The following is a 14,451-nucleotide window of genomic DNA, read 5'->3' on the forward strand; positions in this document are numbered from 1 at the left end:
CCCTTGTACTGACCCCAAAAAGTTAGACAAATAATTTATCCAAAGGATTTAGTTCTGTATTGCACAGGACTGAGTCCTTTTAGTTTTACCTTAATGCGTTTGTTATAATAATTAATATAGTCTACAATAGCTTGTTTCAATGTTCAAGTGAGTGAAACGTCTTCTCGTAACCATAAAACATCTCAGACTCAAGAATGAGAAAGATTCCATCATACCATTGTCTGGACTATTTCCCTTACGTGACATGGACGGTTGGGTCCCTTTATCCTCCAAAAAATGATGATAGAAATCGTGTTGGTATTGCCATCCTTGGTCGCTATGGAGAATTGTGTTTTCATAATGGTCTTCTGTAAAAGCTTGTTCTATCATAGCTTTCACTTGTACTAAATTCGGCGACCTAGAAAGATTATAAGCGACTATTTCACTATTGAAGCCATCTAATACTGGTGATAAATAGAGCTTTTGGCTGCTTGCTGGAATTGCAAACTCTGTCACATCTGTGTAGCACTTTTCCATTAGTTTGGATGCTTCAAACTGCCGTTGAATAAGGTTATCTACTTTCTTGCCAACTTCTCCTTGGTATGAAGAATACTTGCGTTTACGACCCAGTTTAGGTGGTCTCCCTCTTGTTTTCTCAACAATAGTATACCCATTTTTGTATTGTGCTATCCAATTGTTAAGCAATCCTTGATTTGAGAGGCCATAGTCCAGGCAAACACTTTGTTGAGAACAACCCTTCAAGTAGAACTTTATCAATTATTTCTTGTTTTAATTTAGGAGAATAATAACGATTCTTTCCCTGCTTTCTCAGTTCATATATTTGAACTTTATCTTCGTAAGTCAATTTCATAATAAAAATACCCCAAAAGTTAGATTTTTTCTGTCTAACTTTTGGGGTGCAGTTCATTTCGGCTCTTTTTATTTATAATTTTTATAACTTGCCCAAGCCACATCTATAGATAAGGTCTCAGCATCTGTGTATGATCCTCTATAACTATTCCAAACTAGATCGCTACTCGAACCTGTTGCCTGGGTAACTGGGGCTTGGTCGTAGATAGTAAGCCCATAGTATGCAATAATACTATTTAACTTAGAAGCATAAAGACTATCTGTAGCATAGGTTCCTGTGAGTGTCTGAGTAGCATCCGCATAGCTGCTTGTATTTGATTTCCAAGTACCTGAATAAGTGGATGACGTCATTAAAGCAGCATAATCTGCTAGGGAATCACTCAGACTTCCATATGAACGGAAGGGCTCGTCAATCTTGTAAGTATTTCCTGTACCGTCATCTTCCCAAGTACGCATTGTAACAGAGTTCCCATTATAAGAACCCTTAATACCAAAGAAGTTGTAATAAGGAGCTTGACTCAAGCCTGACTGACCTGAATTTGATTCCAAAATAGCTTGAGCAATTAAAACAGAGGCATAGATATTGTAATCTTGACCAATCTGTCTCGCAGTCTCTCCGATACTATCAATAAAAGCCGTCGTAGTTTGATTGTAGGAAGCTTCAGCTTTAGCAGTAACACTGTTATCATTTTTTCTATCTGTTGTAAATGCCAACACCAAAAAAAGTGAACAAAAAAAAGCCCCCACTATAAAAACAAAATACTTCTTTAAAAGACGACACATACAACCCTTCCTTCATAAAAAATTAATCATAATGTTTTAATACTATTCTATCAAAAAAACTAACATCCCGCAATCTTCTTACCTAGTTTTTGTTGAGAATTAAGGCATAAGTCGCCTTTACATCGTATTTATAATAGGCTATAATATAGCTAACTTTTTAGGAGATGACTTAATGAAAATAAAAGAATTCTTACCAGGAATAAGTATTTCAATACTTATATCACTCATAGCTTGGTATCTTGGAAACTTATTTCCTATTATTGGTGGGCCCGTCATTGGACTTTTTATCGGACTCTTATTAGCTAGTCTACTTATAAATCAAAAAAGATTTATAATAGGGATGCAATTCACATCGAAAAAAGTATTGCAATACGCAGTTATTCTTCTGGGATTTGGATTAAATCTTTCTCAAGTCTTCAACGTTGGTTTAACATCTCTACCCATTATTTTAACTACTATTGCTACGGCACTGATTACTGCTTATGTCATCCACAAGCTATTTAAATTAGATAGTGAAATCGTAACTTTAGTAGGAGTAGGATCATCTATCTGCGGTGGTTCTGCTATTGCAGCCACTGCGCCTGTTATCAAGGCCAAAGATGAGTCCATTGCAACTGCAATCTCTGTTATTTTCTTTTTCAACATTTTGGCAGCTCTACTTTTTCCTCACTTAGGCTCTTGGTTAGGCCTCAGTAATCAGGGCTTCGCTATATTTGCTGGAACAGCTGTTAATGATACATCCTCTGTAACTGCTACCGCTAGTTCATGGGATAGCTTACATGGAACATCCATCCTAGAGCAGGCAACGATTGTTAAACTAACAAGGACACTTGCTATTATTCCTATTACTCTAGGACTCTCTATTTGGCAGTCAAAAAAAGATAATACAAAGGAAAGGTTTTCTCTGACCAAAGCAATTCCAAACTTTATCCTTTGGTTCCTGTTGGCTTCACTCATTACAACCGTTGCAATGTCTATGGGGGTCCCAGCAACTATCTTTGCTCCTTTAAAAGACCTTTCAAAATTCATGATTATCATGGCCATGACAGCTATCGGTTACCAAATAAATCTCAAAAAACTAATTACTAAGGGAGGTTCTGCTCTATTAGTGGGAGGGCTTTGTTGGCTATTAATTAGTATCGTTTCACTCCTCATGCAAAAACTATTAGGATTTTGGTAAAATAAATAGAAAACTCACAAACTTGCTTTGAACCGCTCCCTGTCAAGTAGACAGTGAAATACTAAAATGATTAAGCAACCTGATTCCTGAATTCCAAAGGAGTCAGGTTGTTTAATTTTGCTTGATACCGTTGTGTGTTGTAGAATTCGATATAGCGTTCTACATCTGCGACTAGTTCTTCATAAGTCTTATATTTCTTAAGATGATAAGACTCTGTCTTGAAATGCCCAAAGAAACTTTCAATCGGTGCATTGTCAATACATTTTCCCACACGTGACATAGACAAAGTCAGCCCAGCTTGTTGTGTGATATAACGGTATTCCTTTGAAGTGTACTGACTACCACGATCGCTATGGATAATTGGTGTGGCACCTAGATTAAGCTCTAAAGCCTTCTTAATCGTCTTTATAACAAGTGGATTGTCATTGTTATGACTAACCTCATAAGCGATGATAGAGCCATCATACAAGTCTTTAATGGCACTGAGATAAGCCTTGGCTCCCATTCCATACTGTAGATAGGTAACATCGGTACACCATTTCTGATTAGGTGCGGTAGCTGTGAAATCACGGTTGAGAATGTTTTCTTCATAGAATCTGTCACCAGCTTTCGTGCAAGAATGTCTGACACGACGGATAACTGAGCTGATGCCTAGTATTCTCATTAGTCGACGAATACGCTTCTTGTTGTAGTTGGTTCCAAGTTGGCGGTTGATAAACGTTGTCATGCGCCGATAGCCTAAGATGCCATTGTAGAAGCTGTGAAGTTTCTTAAGGGTCTCCATGAGTTTCGTATTTTCTTTCTCAGAAAGAGTCTCTTGATGATTGAACCACTTGTAATAGCCTGAACGTGATACCTTTAAAATCTGACACAAGATTTGAATAGGGGCATCTGGTTCTTCATCATGATAATCCTTGACTGCTTGGAACTCCGCCAAATGCTTACCTAGTCTTACCATCGATTTCTTCGTTTGACGTCTTCTAACTTTTTTAGCAGACCAACCTCAATTTCTAGGAGACGATTGCGTTCCTTCAGTTGTTTAATCTTGAGTTGAAGTAGCTCAGCTTCGGTTAAATTAGGTTTACTTTCTAACCCTCTTCCACGTCTATCAACCAAACCTTGTGACCCACTCTTTTCAAACTTACGAACCCAAGAATAAACCTGTTGGTAAGAAACACCAAACTTCTCAATAGCTGCTTGATAGTCTTTACCATGAGCAATCGTGTAGTTAACAATCTCAACACGCTCTTCAAATGTTGTCGGTCTTCCTTGTTTCATACGGCTATATCCTTTACTAGTAGCTTTTAAGTCTTTACCACTAGTATACCGTTTTATCCAACTTCTGAGAACATAAGTATCAGAAATATCATAGCGTTGACACACAGCTATCAATGTCCCTTTTCCATTAAGATAATCTAAAACAGCTTGTTCTTTTAATTCAGAAGAGTATCTCTTCCAAGTTTTGGATTCCTTAAGACCATCAATACCAAACTTCTCATACTTTACTTTCCAAGACTGGATAGTCTTATCACTAACTTCATATTGCTCACTGAGTTGTGAAATGGACTGCTCATGCTTGAGTAACAATTGAACTATCTCTAATTTTTCCTCTAATGATTTTGGACTTCTTTTGGACATATGAAAACTCCCTATATAGTTTCTAGTGAATTTTTGTTTTTTCACTGTCTACTATATGGGGAGTATATCACTTAGTTTGTGAGTTTTTTTATTGTGTAGTTATTTTTTATATTCAAAGATATAGGTTTGAATAACCTTATCTCCCTCATTTGTCACTCTCAAGCCAACATCATAGTTATTAGTTTCACCACTTATGTCTTGAACCTTATAAAACACCATCCTTCTTTACTGAGGAAGGAGATACTTGACCAGAATAATGGTTTACTTCAAGAACTGAAGTGCTCTCTGGAGATAAGGAAATGAAACCATTTAAAGAATAAAAACCATAAAAAATAAAAACTAGAAGGCTGAGTGAAGCAAGGCTCCCAAAATAATACTTAAAAAAAGCCCCCGATTTCAACCCCTGTTTACTCACTTAGTTATTATCTTCCTTTAACTTAACATTATTTTTATTAGAGTATCTTTAAATTTTATTTTACACATATTGGGGAATTTTGTCAAATTATCTGATATTTAAAACATAAACTAAATTTCTTGACATATCAAAAGCCATTAGCAATCTAACGGCAATTTTTTATATCTGAGATAACGTATTCAAGACGGTTATAAAGACCAAGCAATAAGTCATAACTTCGATTTTCGTTTTCTTTCAAAACAGAATAGACTGTTGTACCGTAACTAAATTCAAAGAAGTCATCTAATTCTTTAAGCCAGTCATCAATAACCCCTAAATTTTGATCGATAATAGCAAATAAACTTGGCTGATACCAGATTGTACCTTCGATATAAAGGTTTTTGTCAGATAATTTAGATAGTGATACTTTTAAGTCAGCAAGCTCACGTTTAGCAAGATTGGGATCAATCTTGAGATCGAAAAGCAAGCGTGCATCATGATTAAGAATATTGAGTTCTGCTTGAAGCAGTTGAATATAGTGTATCGCTACTAAATACTGGTTCATAGGTCTCTCCTGGTCTTATGAAAATCGTAATATTATTGTACCACTAAAGAATGAAAAAAGTAGTAATTATTTAATATTTTACGTGATTTTTTTAGAAATATTTGATACTGTCAATAATTATGTGTAAACACTCAAGTAGAGTTGAAGAATGTTAATCAAATAAGCTTTCAAGTGTGTCAGCACATTGGCCAAACCCTTTATGGATGCGTTGATTTTGCTTGAAATTATAATCTTCAAACAGGGTAACTAAATAACGTTCCAGAGCCTCCTCGTTAGGAAAAAGAACCTTCTTTTTCGTTTGACGTTTGATTTCTTTGTTAAGAGACTCAATGAGGTTTGTCGAATAAATGCTATGCCAAATCTGGTAGGGAAACTGATAAAAAGTTAAAAGATTATCCGTATTCTCCAGACTTTCCATGACTTTCCTATACTTTGGTTTCCATTCGGCGATAAAGTTCTCTAAAATTTGCACTGCCATTTCTAAATTTTCAGCACGATAAATCGTTTTAAATTGCTCCAGAATAACCGCTCTATCTGCTCGTTTCACTTTACTAGCTAGATTTCGACTAATATGAATTAAGCAACGTTGTTGTTTAGCTAATGGGTAAGCCTGATTGATAATCTGTTCAAGCCCCTTGAAGCCATCGGTCACTACAAGAGAAACCTGTTGGATTCCTTGGTTTTGAAGCTTGTCTAACAGGGTGGACCAAGAAGCATTGTTTTCATTTGGGGCGATTTCATATCCAAGAACAGCCTTCTGTCCTTCTGGTGTAATGCCAAGTGCGATATGAATACATTCTTTACTAACGGTTCCACGTCTTAAGGGGAGATAGGTTCCGTCAAGAAATAAAACAGAGTAATTGGCTTCTAAGCTTCGCTCATGAAAAGTAGCGACATTCTCCTGAGTTGCTTTTGAGATATTAGAAATTGTGGCAGGACTATAGTGATGACCATACATTCGCTCGATGATATCACTAATTTCTCGAGTCGTTACACCGGTTTGATAGAGTTTGATAACCATCTCTTCCAAGTGGTCATCTCGACGTCCATAAGCGGGAAGCAAAGCTGGACTAAAGTTCCCATTACGATCTCTAGGAATACTCAACTGAACAGTCCCATATTTGGTTTCGAATTTCCGTGCATAGCTTCCGTTACGACTATTCCCAGAATTATAGCCTAATTTATCGTAAGGTTCATACCCTAAAAAGGCTGATAACTCTGCTTGAAGCATATCATTCATAGCTGTTTCAAGAGAAGTACGGAAAAATTCATCACTATCTTGCTTTTGGGCTAGGAAGTTAAGTAGTTCTGTGGTAAACTGAGTCATAGGAATAAATCTCTTTCTAGTAATGTTTCGCAACTCTACTATAACGGATTTATTCCTTTTTGTGTTTACACAACTTATTTTACACTACCAAATATTTTTATATTGAAAGTTTTATTTTAAAATAATTACACTAGTTGTTTTTCTAATACTATAAAAAATGAATAATTTTCAAAAAAATAAAAAAACACTCAAATGAGTGATTTAATACTCTTAGTGACTGACCATTTCTTGTGCAATTTCTAAGCCGCTAAGTTTTCCAGGGTAGTAAGTTGGCCAGTTGTCCATTTCTTTTAGAATTTCTTCTTGGCTACTATTACCAAAGAAAATGTGAAAATGTGCTGAGCTTGTTGGATCTATTTGATGATCAGAGAATTGGACATACTGGTAAGGATTATCTGCCGCTTGACTGTCAGTTGCCGTAAAGAGATAACGAACACCCTTTTTACCAGAAGAATAGGTCAAAATCTTATAACCATCATAACGATAAGTGTGTGTCACACTGCTTCCATCAGTCTTAGTGAAAGTCATGGTCATCTTTTTCCCATCAATGGCAATTTTAGAAACATCTGTTTGATAACCCTTAATATAGTATTCTTTGTACTCTTGTGCTGTTTTATCCTTATTCAGCAGAGATTTGTATTCAAATACTTGATCTAATGTACCATCTTGAAGGAAGGGATAAACCGATTGCCACTCACCTGACCAATCTGACAGTTCTCTGTCTTTAACATCTTTGTCATCAAAGTAACCATTTTGAACAGTTTTCTTATCATTGCTTCCATCTTCAGGTTGAATATCTTTACCTTCAACATCTGTTGTCAAACGAAGACTTTTTAGATTTTCAGTCATAACACTGACATAATCTTCACCTTTTTTCAATTGATCCTTAGTTAGGGATTCAATAGGGTTTAAAACTGCTGTCTTAACTCCTACTTCATTGGCTAAGGTTTTAGCAATACTACTAGAAGCATTCTCTTCAAAGTAGATATACTTAATGTCATATTCTGAAACATACTTAGAAAGGCTAGCGATACGTTTTGCAGATGGATCAGATTCAGCTGAAACACCTGAAATTGGTACTTGGGTTAAACCATAATCTAAGGCAAGGTAGGCAAAGGCTGAGTGCTGTGTAACAAAACTCTTCTGTTTTGCCTGACTAAACGCTTGTGTATATTCCTTATCCAAAGCTTGTAATTTTTTTAGATATTTTTCTGCGTTGGTCGTAAATACCGCTTTTTTATCTGGATGTTGAGCAATCAAACCATCTCTAATAGTTTCCACTAATTTTTGAGAACGTTTTGGTGAGAGCCAAACATGGGGATCGTACTCATGATAATGTTCTTCACCACCGTGATCGTGATCTTCTTCCTCTGTACCAGGCAAAAGAATCATTCCTTTACTTGCCTTAATGACTTTGGTATGTTTGGTGTTAATGTTTTTTTCAACCTTTGGAACCCATGTTTCCATATTCTCATTCAGGTAGACAAAAGTGTCAGCCTTCTCAATATCAGCAACATTCTTAGTAGAAGGCTGAAAATCATGGACCTCACTACCTGCAGGGATAAGATAAGACACCTCCCCCTCATCTCCAACAACCTGTTTGGTGAATTCATAAACAGGGTAGAAGCTCGTTACAACCTTCAAATCACCATTTCCCTTTGAATCGTGTTGACTAGTCGTATAATAAATACCTGCACCAGCTACTAGAACAACAGATGCTAATCCTACTAGGCCAAAAATGCGTTTCTTTTTCATGATATTCCTTTCAAAATACTTAACCAGTTAATAGTTTGCTGGTTAAGTATATCACACTAATTTTATTTTGCAAGTCCCTAAATAAAAAAATTGAAATATTTCGAAGAGAAAAAATGATTCGATATACTGGAAGTATCATTTTGAAAGTAGGTTACACATGTTTCGAAAACTAACCCTATACATTTTTCTATTTTTGTCAGCCATCGGCCTTGACCTATGATACACAATCATATACTTCTGGCTCGGCTTATGGAATTATTGGGCTATCAACTCTCATTGCTCTCTGCTACATCATTCCAGCAATATTTCTGATTCAATTCTTAGGCAGGAAATATCAGGTGAAACCACTTGTTCTCGTATTTGCTCTAATTGGCGGATTCTTTATTACAGGTTGGTTGGCAGGTTATGCTAATACTTTTTCCCATGAATGGGTGACTGCCCGTCTTTCTTCAAAGAATTTCTTCTACCGATTTGAGGATGCTATAATGGCACCACTGGTTGAGGAACCTCTCAAACTAGCAGCATTTATCTTTGCTGTCTATGTGGTTCCAACAAAAAGTTACAGAGGGCTCTTACTCGTTGCTATTACAGCAGGTCTGGGCTTCCAGATTAGTGAAGACTTCTCCTATATTCTTTCAGATTTGCCTGATGTTTTTTCTTATACACTCTCAGGAATTCTTGGTCGAACTATTGGTGCTGTATCGTCTCACTGGCTTTACACATCCTTCCTCGCTATGGGGCTAGTCCTGATATGGTGTTCACGTCAAAAACTCATTAGTTCTAAATACAGTCTTATTGGTATGCTTTATGCTTGTGGTGCTTTTGCGGCACACTTGCTTGAAATTTACCTCTTCGAAATTTAGAAAGCGATTTGCCATGGGCATCAGGTCTTCTTATTTCACTCAATCTTTTCTTCCTCATTATACTTTATCAGATCCTCTCGAAACTGGATGAAGAAAACAAGTAATGTTAAACTACGAAAAAAGCCTTTCCAATTTTATGGAAAGGCTTTTTTGATGACTTTAATCACTCATAGAAAAACGATCGGTCATCAGATTACTAGCATCATCTAAGACTTTTGCCAATAGTTTATCTGTTTCTGACTGAATCTTATCACTAATTTTTTGATTTTCAGCTTCAAAATCAATACTTTTATCATTAGCTAAAGCGGTATCAACATGATTAATCATGGCATGGCCAAGAGCCATCGTTGTTTCTACATAAGTATCCAAATCAGCTTCATGATATTGGAAATGAGGATCACAGATAGCAGCAATCAAGCGATTACTCCAGTAGAAATTACCTGTATCTACTTTATCAGTTGTTTGACGGAAATAAGCAGGTGTTGTTCCGACCTGAGTCCAGAATGACACCATTGCACCAAAAGTCATTGATCCATAGGCTAACCATTAAGTTCTGTTGCAAAGTTTTCCAAAAAATCTATTTTAGTGTAAAATTGAGAAAAAAGACAGAGAGGACAGAGTAATGAATCATTTAATTTCTCCCAGCTCTTTATTAATCATTCTAACTTTTTTAATACTATTTTTTCTTACCACTAATAACTTTTGCCACAAACAGCGCCGCACTTGCTGCGGCAGGTACTGCAACTTTTTTCACAGTACTCACAAATGACTCGAATACTCGAGTGTGCTCACGACAAAAAAAGGCTTTCTTATCAAAAGTTTCTTTATCACAGCTTGGCATCATGCATTTTTTGGGTTTCAATTCTCTCATAATCCTGCTCTCCAATCCTTTTATTTATCACTTCATCAACTAAATAGGTGATTCTGTCAGTGACATCTAGGGAAATTTCATCAAACTTTCCGTCCATACCTTTGTGCGCATTGTCAATCTGCCAGGCAAGCGTTCTTTCAGTATCACCAACTTCTTCAAGTAATGTTTGTCCTATGAACGACTTATAGTTCATTAGTGTTGCAATCAATGCTTGTTGCTCGCCTAATGCAGTGTGAGCGACAAGGTTTAATTGGACAGTTGAATTTAAATAACCAACTGAATTTTGAAGGTGATTTTCGATTCGTTGTGCCTCTTTGGGTTTGATTTTGGTATCAATGAAGGCTAGTGCATCATGATGAATGGCTAGCATCAACTTCGCGATAGTGTCGTTATTTGTTTTGACGGCTGAAATCAATAATTCCTTTTTTACTGTCTCGTCATCTGCTGACAAGGCTTCCACAACCTGCTGTCGAGCACTAAAAAAACCAGCATATCTGTCATTGTATTGTCCCTGTTCGACTCTTTCAACCAAGCGATTCAGACTCTCTATTTTCTCGACAATATCAGCCAACTGCCCTTGAATAGCAGTTAATTCAGGCAAATTACCTAAATTCTGAACAACCTTTTTATCTAGAGTTACAAAGCTCTGGCTCTTCCCGGTTGAAACATCTTTAATGACTGCATAAGTTTCTCCTGTCTTCTTACGAATACCTAAGGTCCACTCACCCGATTTCAGCTTTTCCTTAACATAATCAGACAGCTTTGCTACATATTCGACCTCACCCTTGTTCGACAATTCTTCGATAAGTTTTGCCTCTGAAATGTGAGAAAAAACACTTGTTCGTATTTTCTCCGAAAGAGATAAACCAGCCGCTTTTTGCAGCGGAGCCAAAGAGTAAGAATTAAAGTCGTAGTTGTATAAACCTTGATTGGTAACGTCAATATCGGTGTCTTGATTGCTTGGTAATGCTATCTAAAATTCACTCATCCTAGACCTCCTTGTAGGTCGATGATTCTAATTATATCATGCTTGATAGTATAGCTCCAGCTTCTTTCTTTCAAAACTATCCAAAATCGATTTGGTCTAAAATTGTTTCATGACTGGCTTGATCTAAATCGAGATAAGTTAAAGTCATTGCTTCGCTTGAATGGTTTAGTAAATGCATCACTAAACCAATATTATAATTCGACTGCGTATAAACACGATAAGCGCCTGTTTTACGTATGGTATGTGTTCCTAAATAGGTTGATATACCTAAAAGATCGCCAACGTGCGCCATGACCTTATAAAATTGCTTTTCAGTGATATGACGCTCTGGGCGAGAGGTTGATGGAAATAACCATTCAGAATTAAGATTTTGTTGGACCAGCCAATCATGATGAATCAATAAATCTTGTTGTACTGGTTTCAAATATAACGTATTCGCTTTTCCTGTTTTTTTATCATGAATAAAAGCCGTGCTTTTGATAGAACCATCTGGGTTAAAGACATCTGATTTTTTTAATTTCATGACATCACTCACACGGAGTAGTGTGGCCTTACCGACTTGAAAGATCGTGTAGTTACGACGCCCAGCCCGAAAACTATCAAGTAACGTATCTTGGACCATTTTTAAGACATTCGAATCTTTGATGGGAAGAACGATTTGTTTAACCATATGAATTACCACCTTTCAAATATAACTTTTTTTCAGTCAGTTCAGCTAATTTTTTGATTTGATTGTATAAGCCTATTTTTGAAAAATTAACATACATATGGTATTTAGTTAGCTCTATTGGTTTAGTCAGCTTCGTCCCTTTAGCTGATATATGTTCTCTATTGCCAAGTATTTGTACTGTATTGGGTTCATTGGGACTCATTAAGGGAATCAATTTATCCAACTCTGCGGATAATACTAAATTAGAAACTAATTGCGTAAATACATCTCTACATGATTTCCCAGTATATAATGATTCTCCAAATATGATTGATATATGACTATTTAGAGTTGAGTTGTCACTATTATCTTCAGTTTGAATGTGTTCTGAATCAAATAAATCGATATTAGCAACATCATTCAATAGTTTCTCAACCTTATTCCATAATGACAGAGCTGAAAATTTGCTTAATTTATCAATATAGCTTTTATTTCCTTGAGTGCTATTATCTAAATCAATATTAGCAGTATTCATTTTTTCAATGATTAAACGTTCTAAAAGATCTAGTTGTGCTTTAGATAGATGCCCATCTTCACGTCCAAAAAATATTAATTTGTTCCACCATGGTTTATTTGTATTGTGTTGTTGTAACCTAGAAAAAATAGAATTAGAGGCTTGACCTACATAACGTTTATTATCTCCTAGTAATATATATATACCTGGTTTTTTAGATTCCTCAATTAATTGAATTGCTGGTAAATCATCTTTATTGGCAATAACTACAAAAGTAGTTTCTTCATAAAAAATAGAAATATTATCATTTCCAGATTCTCGATTAATAAATATATGGTATGGCATAACGTCCTCCTTTTAGGGTTATTATATCATTAAAATAAATAAACAGCCCCTATAATCTAGAATTTGGATTATAGGGGTTATTTTTATTTGATTTCTTAGGGGTTATTATCTAATTATAGACCCTAAACAAACATCTTTTGTAAAAAGCCTTTTTCTGTTCTTTCAACAAATCTAACTTACGTTGATGGAAAGCGATAGTATCATCTAACTGTTTGAAGAATGAACCTATTTTTTGTTGTTCTTCATAACTGGGAACAAAAGCACCCACACTATTAATTACAGTTTTCGATAAACTAGGTACACCAGTAGATTCATCAAATTTTTTCCAATTTTTTTAAAAAATAGATAGTGAAAATTGAAGGTCAATATTTTGTTTAGGAACAGCATAAAACAAGGTATCGACAGTCCAAAAAGGCGCTTTTAATAAATAAGGCTTATCAATTGTCCCTTTCCTTCCGAACCCAATGGCATCTATATCTGATAGCGCTCTATCTACACTTAGCATATATCCACCAGTTCCATAGACAGGTATTGATCCCGCATTCAGATGTTTGTAGTCTTTTCCAGACTTAACATCAATAAAATCAGCAAACTTACGCTGTTCCCAATCATCCGTAAAACCATCAAATCTTAATTCTGGAGCCTGTACTTTTTCCTTCATTTCGACACTCCCAGTTCCTTAAAGTGGTTTGCTAAGGTTTGATTAGCTTTCGCAATCTCTGCGTCTACTTCATCTATTTGACCTTGAATATCCACTAAGTCAAATCGGTTCTTCCTCTTCAAAGGTATCCATATAACGCGGAATATTTAAGTTGTAATCATTCTCAATGACTTCCTCAAGTGTTGCTAAGTGGCTATATTTATCAACCGCCTTGCGATGAATGACTGTTTCAGTGATCTTGTAAATATCTTCTGGGCGTAATTGCTTTTGATTCTTCATCTTTTCAAAGCCTTGACTTGCGTCCACAAAAAGAATATCTGAGTTTGCTCGATTCTTTTTAAGAATTAAGACACAAACGGGAATGCCTGTGTTCAAAAAGAGTTTATCTGGAAAACCAATTACCGATTCAATTTGATGTTTATCAATCAAAGCTTTTCGAATCCGTCCTTCCGCAGCGCCTCTAAACAAGACACCGTGTGGGAGGGTAATGGCCACGCGGCCACTCTCTTTGGTATGGTACAAACAATGCGACAAGAAAGAATCTTCCGATTTAGTTTTTGGCGCAATGCCATATTCACGAAATCGAGGGTCATCGATATCGCACTTGATACTGAGCCCAAGCTCAAACAAACCTACGAAACCTACTTATCGCTTCATGATGCTTAGATGGTGAATAAACATCCCGCGTAACTGGCAAACCTGTTAGCTACTTACGAGTCAAACGGTACGGCAATGGATATGACGATCGCGACGCTTAAGCGACACAAAGTCGCTGTTCTCGCCGCTGTCACCAGCCCTTATTCCAACGGTCCAATCGAAGGGATTAACCTCCTCATCAAGTCATTCAAACGATCCTGTTTTTGCTTCAAGAATCAGCTGAACTTCTTCAAACGAATCTACCAAATCACGCCATAACATGACAAAGACGACTCCCCAAATGGAGAACCGCCTCAAATGATAAATTTATTATTCAACACCAGTTGACGTAGAACCACAGTTATGGTTCTTGTGTATTTTTTTATCTCTTGTTTTTTCCCGAAATAAGAGTAATATAGAGGTATGCTTAATT

The 14,451-nt window shown here is 36.2% G+C and carries 12 protein-coding genes and 6 pseudogenes; 3 read left to right on the forward strand and 15 right to left on the reverse strand.

Annotation, left to right across the window (positions count from 1 at the left end):
* Nucleotides 1–35 precede the first annotated feature (35 nt).
* Nucleotides 36–850: pseudogene (locus tag MHH90_RS05400) on the reverse strand (IS3 family transposase).
* Nucleotides 851–918: 68 nt separating this feature from the next.
* Nucleotides 919–1,632, reverse strand: coding sequence for a glycoside hydrolase family 73 protein (locus MHH90_RS05405; protein WP_340725826.1), 714 nt, complete (start codon nt 1,630–1,632; stop codon nt 919–921).
* 172 nt (nt 1,633–1,804) lie between these two features.
* Here MHH90_RS05405 and MHH90_RS05410 point away from each other — a divergent pair, with 172 nt between their 5' ends.
* Nucleotides 1,805–2,812, forward strand: coding sequence for a YeiH family protein (locus MHH90_RS05410; protein ID WP_084828765.1), 1,008 nt, complete (start codon nt 1,805–1,807; stop codon nt 2,810–2,812).
* Between the two features lie 70 nt (nt 2,813–2,882).
* Here MHH90_RS05410 and MHH90_RS05415 read toward each other — a convergent pair.
* From MHH90_RS05415 to MHH90_RS05435, 5 genes and pseudogenes are all read right to left on the reverse strand, one after another.
* Nucleotides 2,883–4,450 (reverse strand): IS3 family transposase gene (locus MHH90_RS05415; protein ID WP_340725827.1). Its coding sequence is split into 2 segments (ribosomal slippage): nt 2,883–3,805 and nt 3,805–4,450, totalling 1,569 coding nucleotides; the frame shifts between segments, so codons are not numbered across the junction.
* A 99-nt stretch (nt 4,451–4,549) separates the two neighbouring features.
* A pseudogene (locus tag MHH90_RS05420) lies at nt 4,550–4,865 on the reverse strand (hypothetical protein).
* A 145-nt stretch (nt 4,866–5,010) separates the two neighbouring features.
* Nucleotides 5,011–5,409 (reverse strand): hypothetical protein, encoded by a 399-nt coding sequence (locus MHH90_RS05425; RefSeq protein WP_011225860.1) that lies wholly within the window; start codon nt 5,407–5,409, stop codon nt 5,011–5,013.
* Nucleotides 5,410–5,560: 151 nt separating this feature from the next.
* On the reverse strand, nt 5,561–6,736 hold the full coding sequence (locus MHH90_RS05430; RefSeq protein ID WP_340725828.1) for an IS256-like element IS1191 family transposase: 1,176 nt from the start codon (nt 6,734–6,736) through the stop codon (nt 5,561–5,563).
* 210 nt (nt 6,737–6,946) lie between these two features.
* The gene (locus tag MHH90_RS05435; protein WP_084828764.1) at nt 6,947–8,491 is read right to left on the reverse strand and encodes a zinc ABC transporter substrate-binding protein AdcA; all 1,545 of its coding nucleotides are present in this window, start codon (nt 8,489–8,491) and stop codon (nt 6,947–6,949) included.
* 157 nt (nt 8,492–8,648) lie between these two features.
* On the opposite strand from MHH90_RS05435, the pseudogene MHH90_RS05440 reads away from it, so the two are divergent.
* Nucleotides 8,649–9,458, forward strand: a pseudogene (locus MHH90_RS05440) (PrsW family glutamic-type intramembrane protease).
* Between the two features lie 55 nt (nt 9,459–9,513).
* Here MHH90_RS05440 and MHH90_RS05445 read toward each other — a convergent pair.
* The 8 genes and pseudogenes from MHH90_RS05445 to MHH90_RS05480 form a co-directional block, all read right to left on the reverse strand.
* Nucleotides 9,514–9,900 (reverse strand): annotated as a pseudogene (locus MHH90_RS05445) (C69 family dipeptidase); the annotation flags it as partial.
* A 130-nt stretch (nt 9,901–10,030) separates the two neighbouring features.
* Nucleotides 10,031–10,225 carry a hypothetical protein gene (locus MHH90_RS05450; protein WP_084828762.1) on the reverse strand — a complete coding sequence of 65 codons (195 nt, stop codon included), beginning with the start codon at nt 10,223–10,225 and terminating at the stop codon, nt 10,031–10,033.
* Nucleotides 10,182–11,117: a hypothetical protein gene (locus MHH90_RS05455; protein ID WP_252989158.1), complete on the reverse strand. Its 936-nt coding sequence runs from the start codon at nt 11,115–11,117 to the stop codon at nt 10,182–10,184. The genes MHH90_RS05450 and MHH90_RS05455 overlap by 44 nt, the downstream gene beginning before the upstream one ends.
* A 172-nt stretch (nt 11,118–11,289) precedes the next feature.
* Entirely contained in the window at nt 11,290–11,883 is a 594-nt protein-coding gene (locus tag MHH90_RS05460) for a site-specific integrase (protein ID WP_084828761.1), read from the reverse strand.
* Complete coding sequence (locus tag MHH90_RS05465; RefSeq protein WP_232693757.1) at nt 11,876–12,721, reverse strand: GIY-YIG nuclease family protein; 846 nt, start codon at nt 12,719–12,721, stop codon at nt 11,876–11,878. Before MHH90_RS05465 ends, MHH90_RS05460 begins: the two co-directional genes overlap by 8 nt.
* A gap of 109 nt (nt 12,722–12,830) precedes the next feature.
* On the reverse strand, nt 12,831–12,989 hold the full coding sequence (locus tag MHH90_RS05470) for a restriction endonuclease subunit S (protein ID WP_309252091.1): 159 nt from the start codon (nt 12,987–12,989) through the stop codon (nt 12,831–12,833).
* Between the two features lie 66 nt (nt 12,990–13,055).
* A complete protein-coding gene (locus tag MHH90_RS05475) occupies nt 13,056–13,382 on the reverse strand; it encodes a restriction endonuclease (protein ID WP_084828759.1) in 327 nt (108 codons plus the stop codon).
* A pseudogene (locus MHH90_RS05480) lies at nt 13,379–13,976 on the reverse strand (N-6 DNA methylase); the annotation flags it as partial. The gene MHH90_RS05475 and the pseudogene MHH90_RS05480, both read right to left, overlap by 4 nt.
* On the opposite strand from MHH90_RS05480, the pseudogene MHH90_RS05485 reads away from it, so the two are divergent.
* A pseudogene (locus MHH90_RS05485) lies at nt 13,968–14,297 on the forward strand (transposase); the annotation flags it as partial. The pseudogenes MHH90_RS05480 and MHH90_RS05485 overlap by 9 nt on opposite strands.
* Nucleotides 14,298–14,451: the final 154 nt, after the last annotated feature.

Origin of the sequence: Streptococcus sp. FSL E2-3488 (genome assembly GCF_038003585.1) — a bacterium.
In the GTDB taxonomy this organism is placed as follows: domain Bacteria; phylum Bacillota; class Bacilli; order Lactobacillales; family Streptococcaceae; genus Streptococcus; species Streptococcus thermophilus.

What these genes read in the sequence shown, in the direction of transcription:
- MHH90_RS05405 (WP_340725826.1), bottom strand. Translation starts at nt 1,632, where the DNA reads ATGTGTCGTCTTTTAAAGAAGTATTTTGTTTTTATAGTGGGGGCTTTT.
- MHH90_RS05410 (WP_084828765.1), top strand. Translation starts at nt 1,805, where the DNA reads ATGAAAATAAAAGAATTCTTACCAGGAATAAGTATTTCAATACTTATA.
- MHH90_RS05425 (WP_011225860.1), bottom strand. Translation starts at nt 5,409, where the DNA reads ATGAACCAGTATTTAGTAGCGATACACTATATTCAACTGCTTCAAGCA.
- MHH90_RS05430 (WP_340725828.1), bottom strand. Translation starts at nt 6,736, where the DNA reads ATGACTCAGTTTACCACAGAACTACTTAACTTCCTAGCCCAAAAGCAA.
- MHH90_RS05435 (WP_084828764.1), bottom strand. Translation starts at nt 8,491, where the DNA reads ATGAAAAAGAAACGCATTTTTGGCCTAGTAGGATTAGCATCTGTTGTT.
- MHH90_RS05450 (WP_084828762.1), bottom strand. Translation starts at nt 10,225, where the DNA reads ATGAGAGAATTGAAACCCAAAAAATGCATGATGCCAAGCTGTGATAAA.
- MHH90_RS05460 (WP_084828761.1), bottom strand. Translation starts at nt 11,883, where the DNA reads ATGGTTAAACAAATCGTTCTTCCCATCAAAGATTCGAATGTCTTAAAA.
- MHH90_RS05465 (WP_232693757.1), bottom strand. Translation starts at nt 12,721, where the DNA reads ATGCCATACCATATATTTATTAATCGAGAATCTGGAAATGATAATATT.
- MHH90_RS05475 (WP_084828759.1), bottom strand. Translation starts at nt 13,382, where the DNA reads ATGAAGGAAAAAGTACAGGCTCCAGAATTAAGATTTGATGGTTTTACG.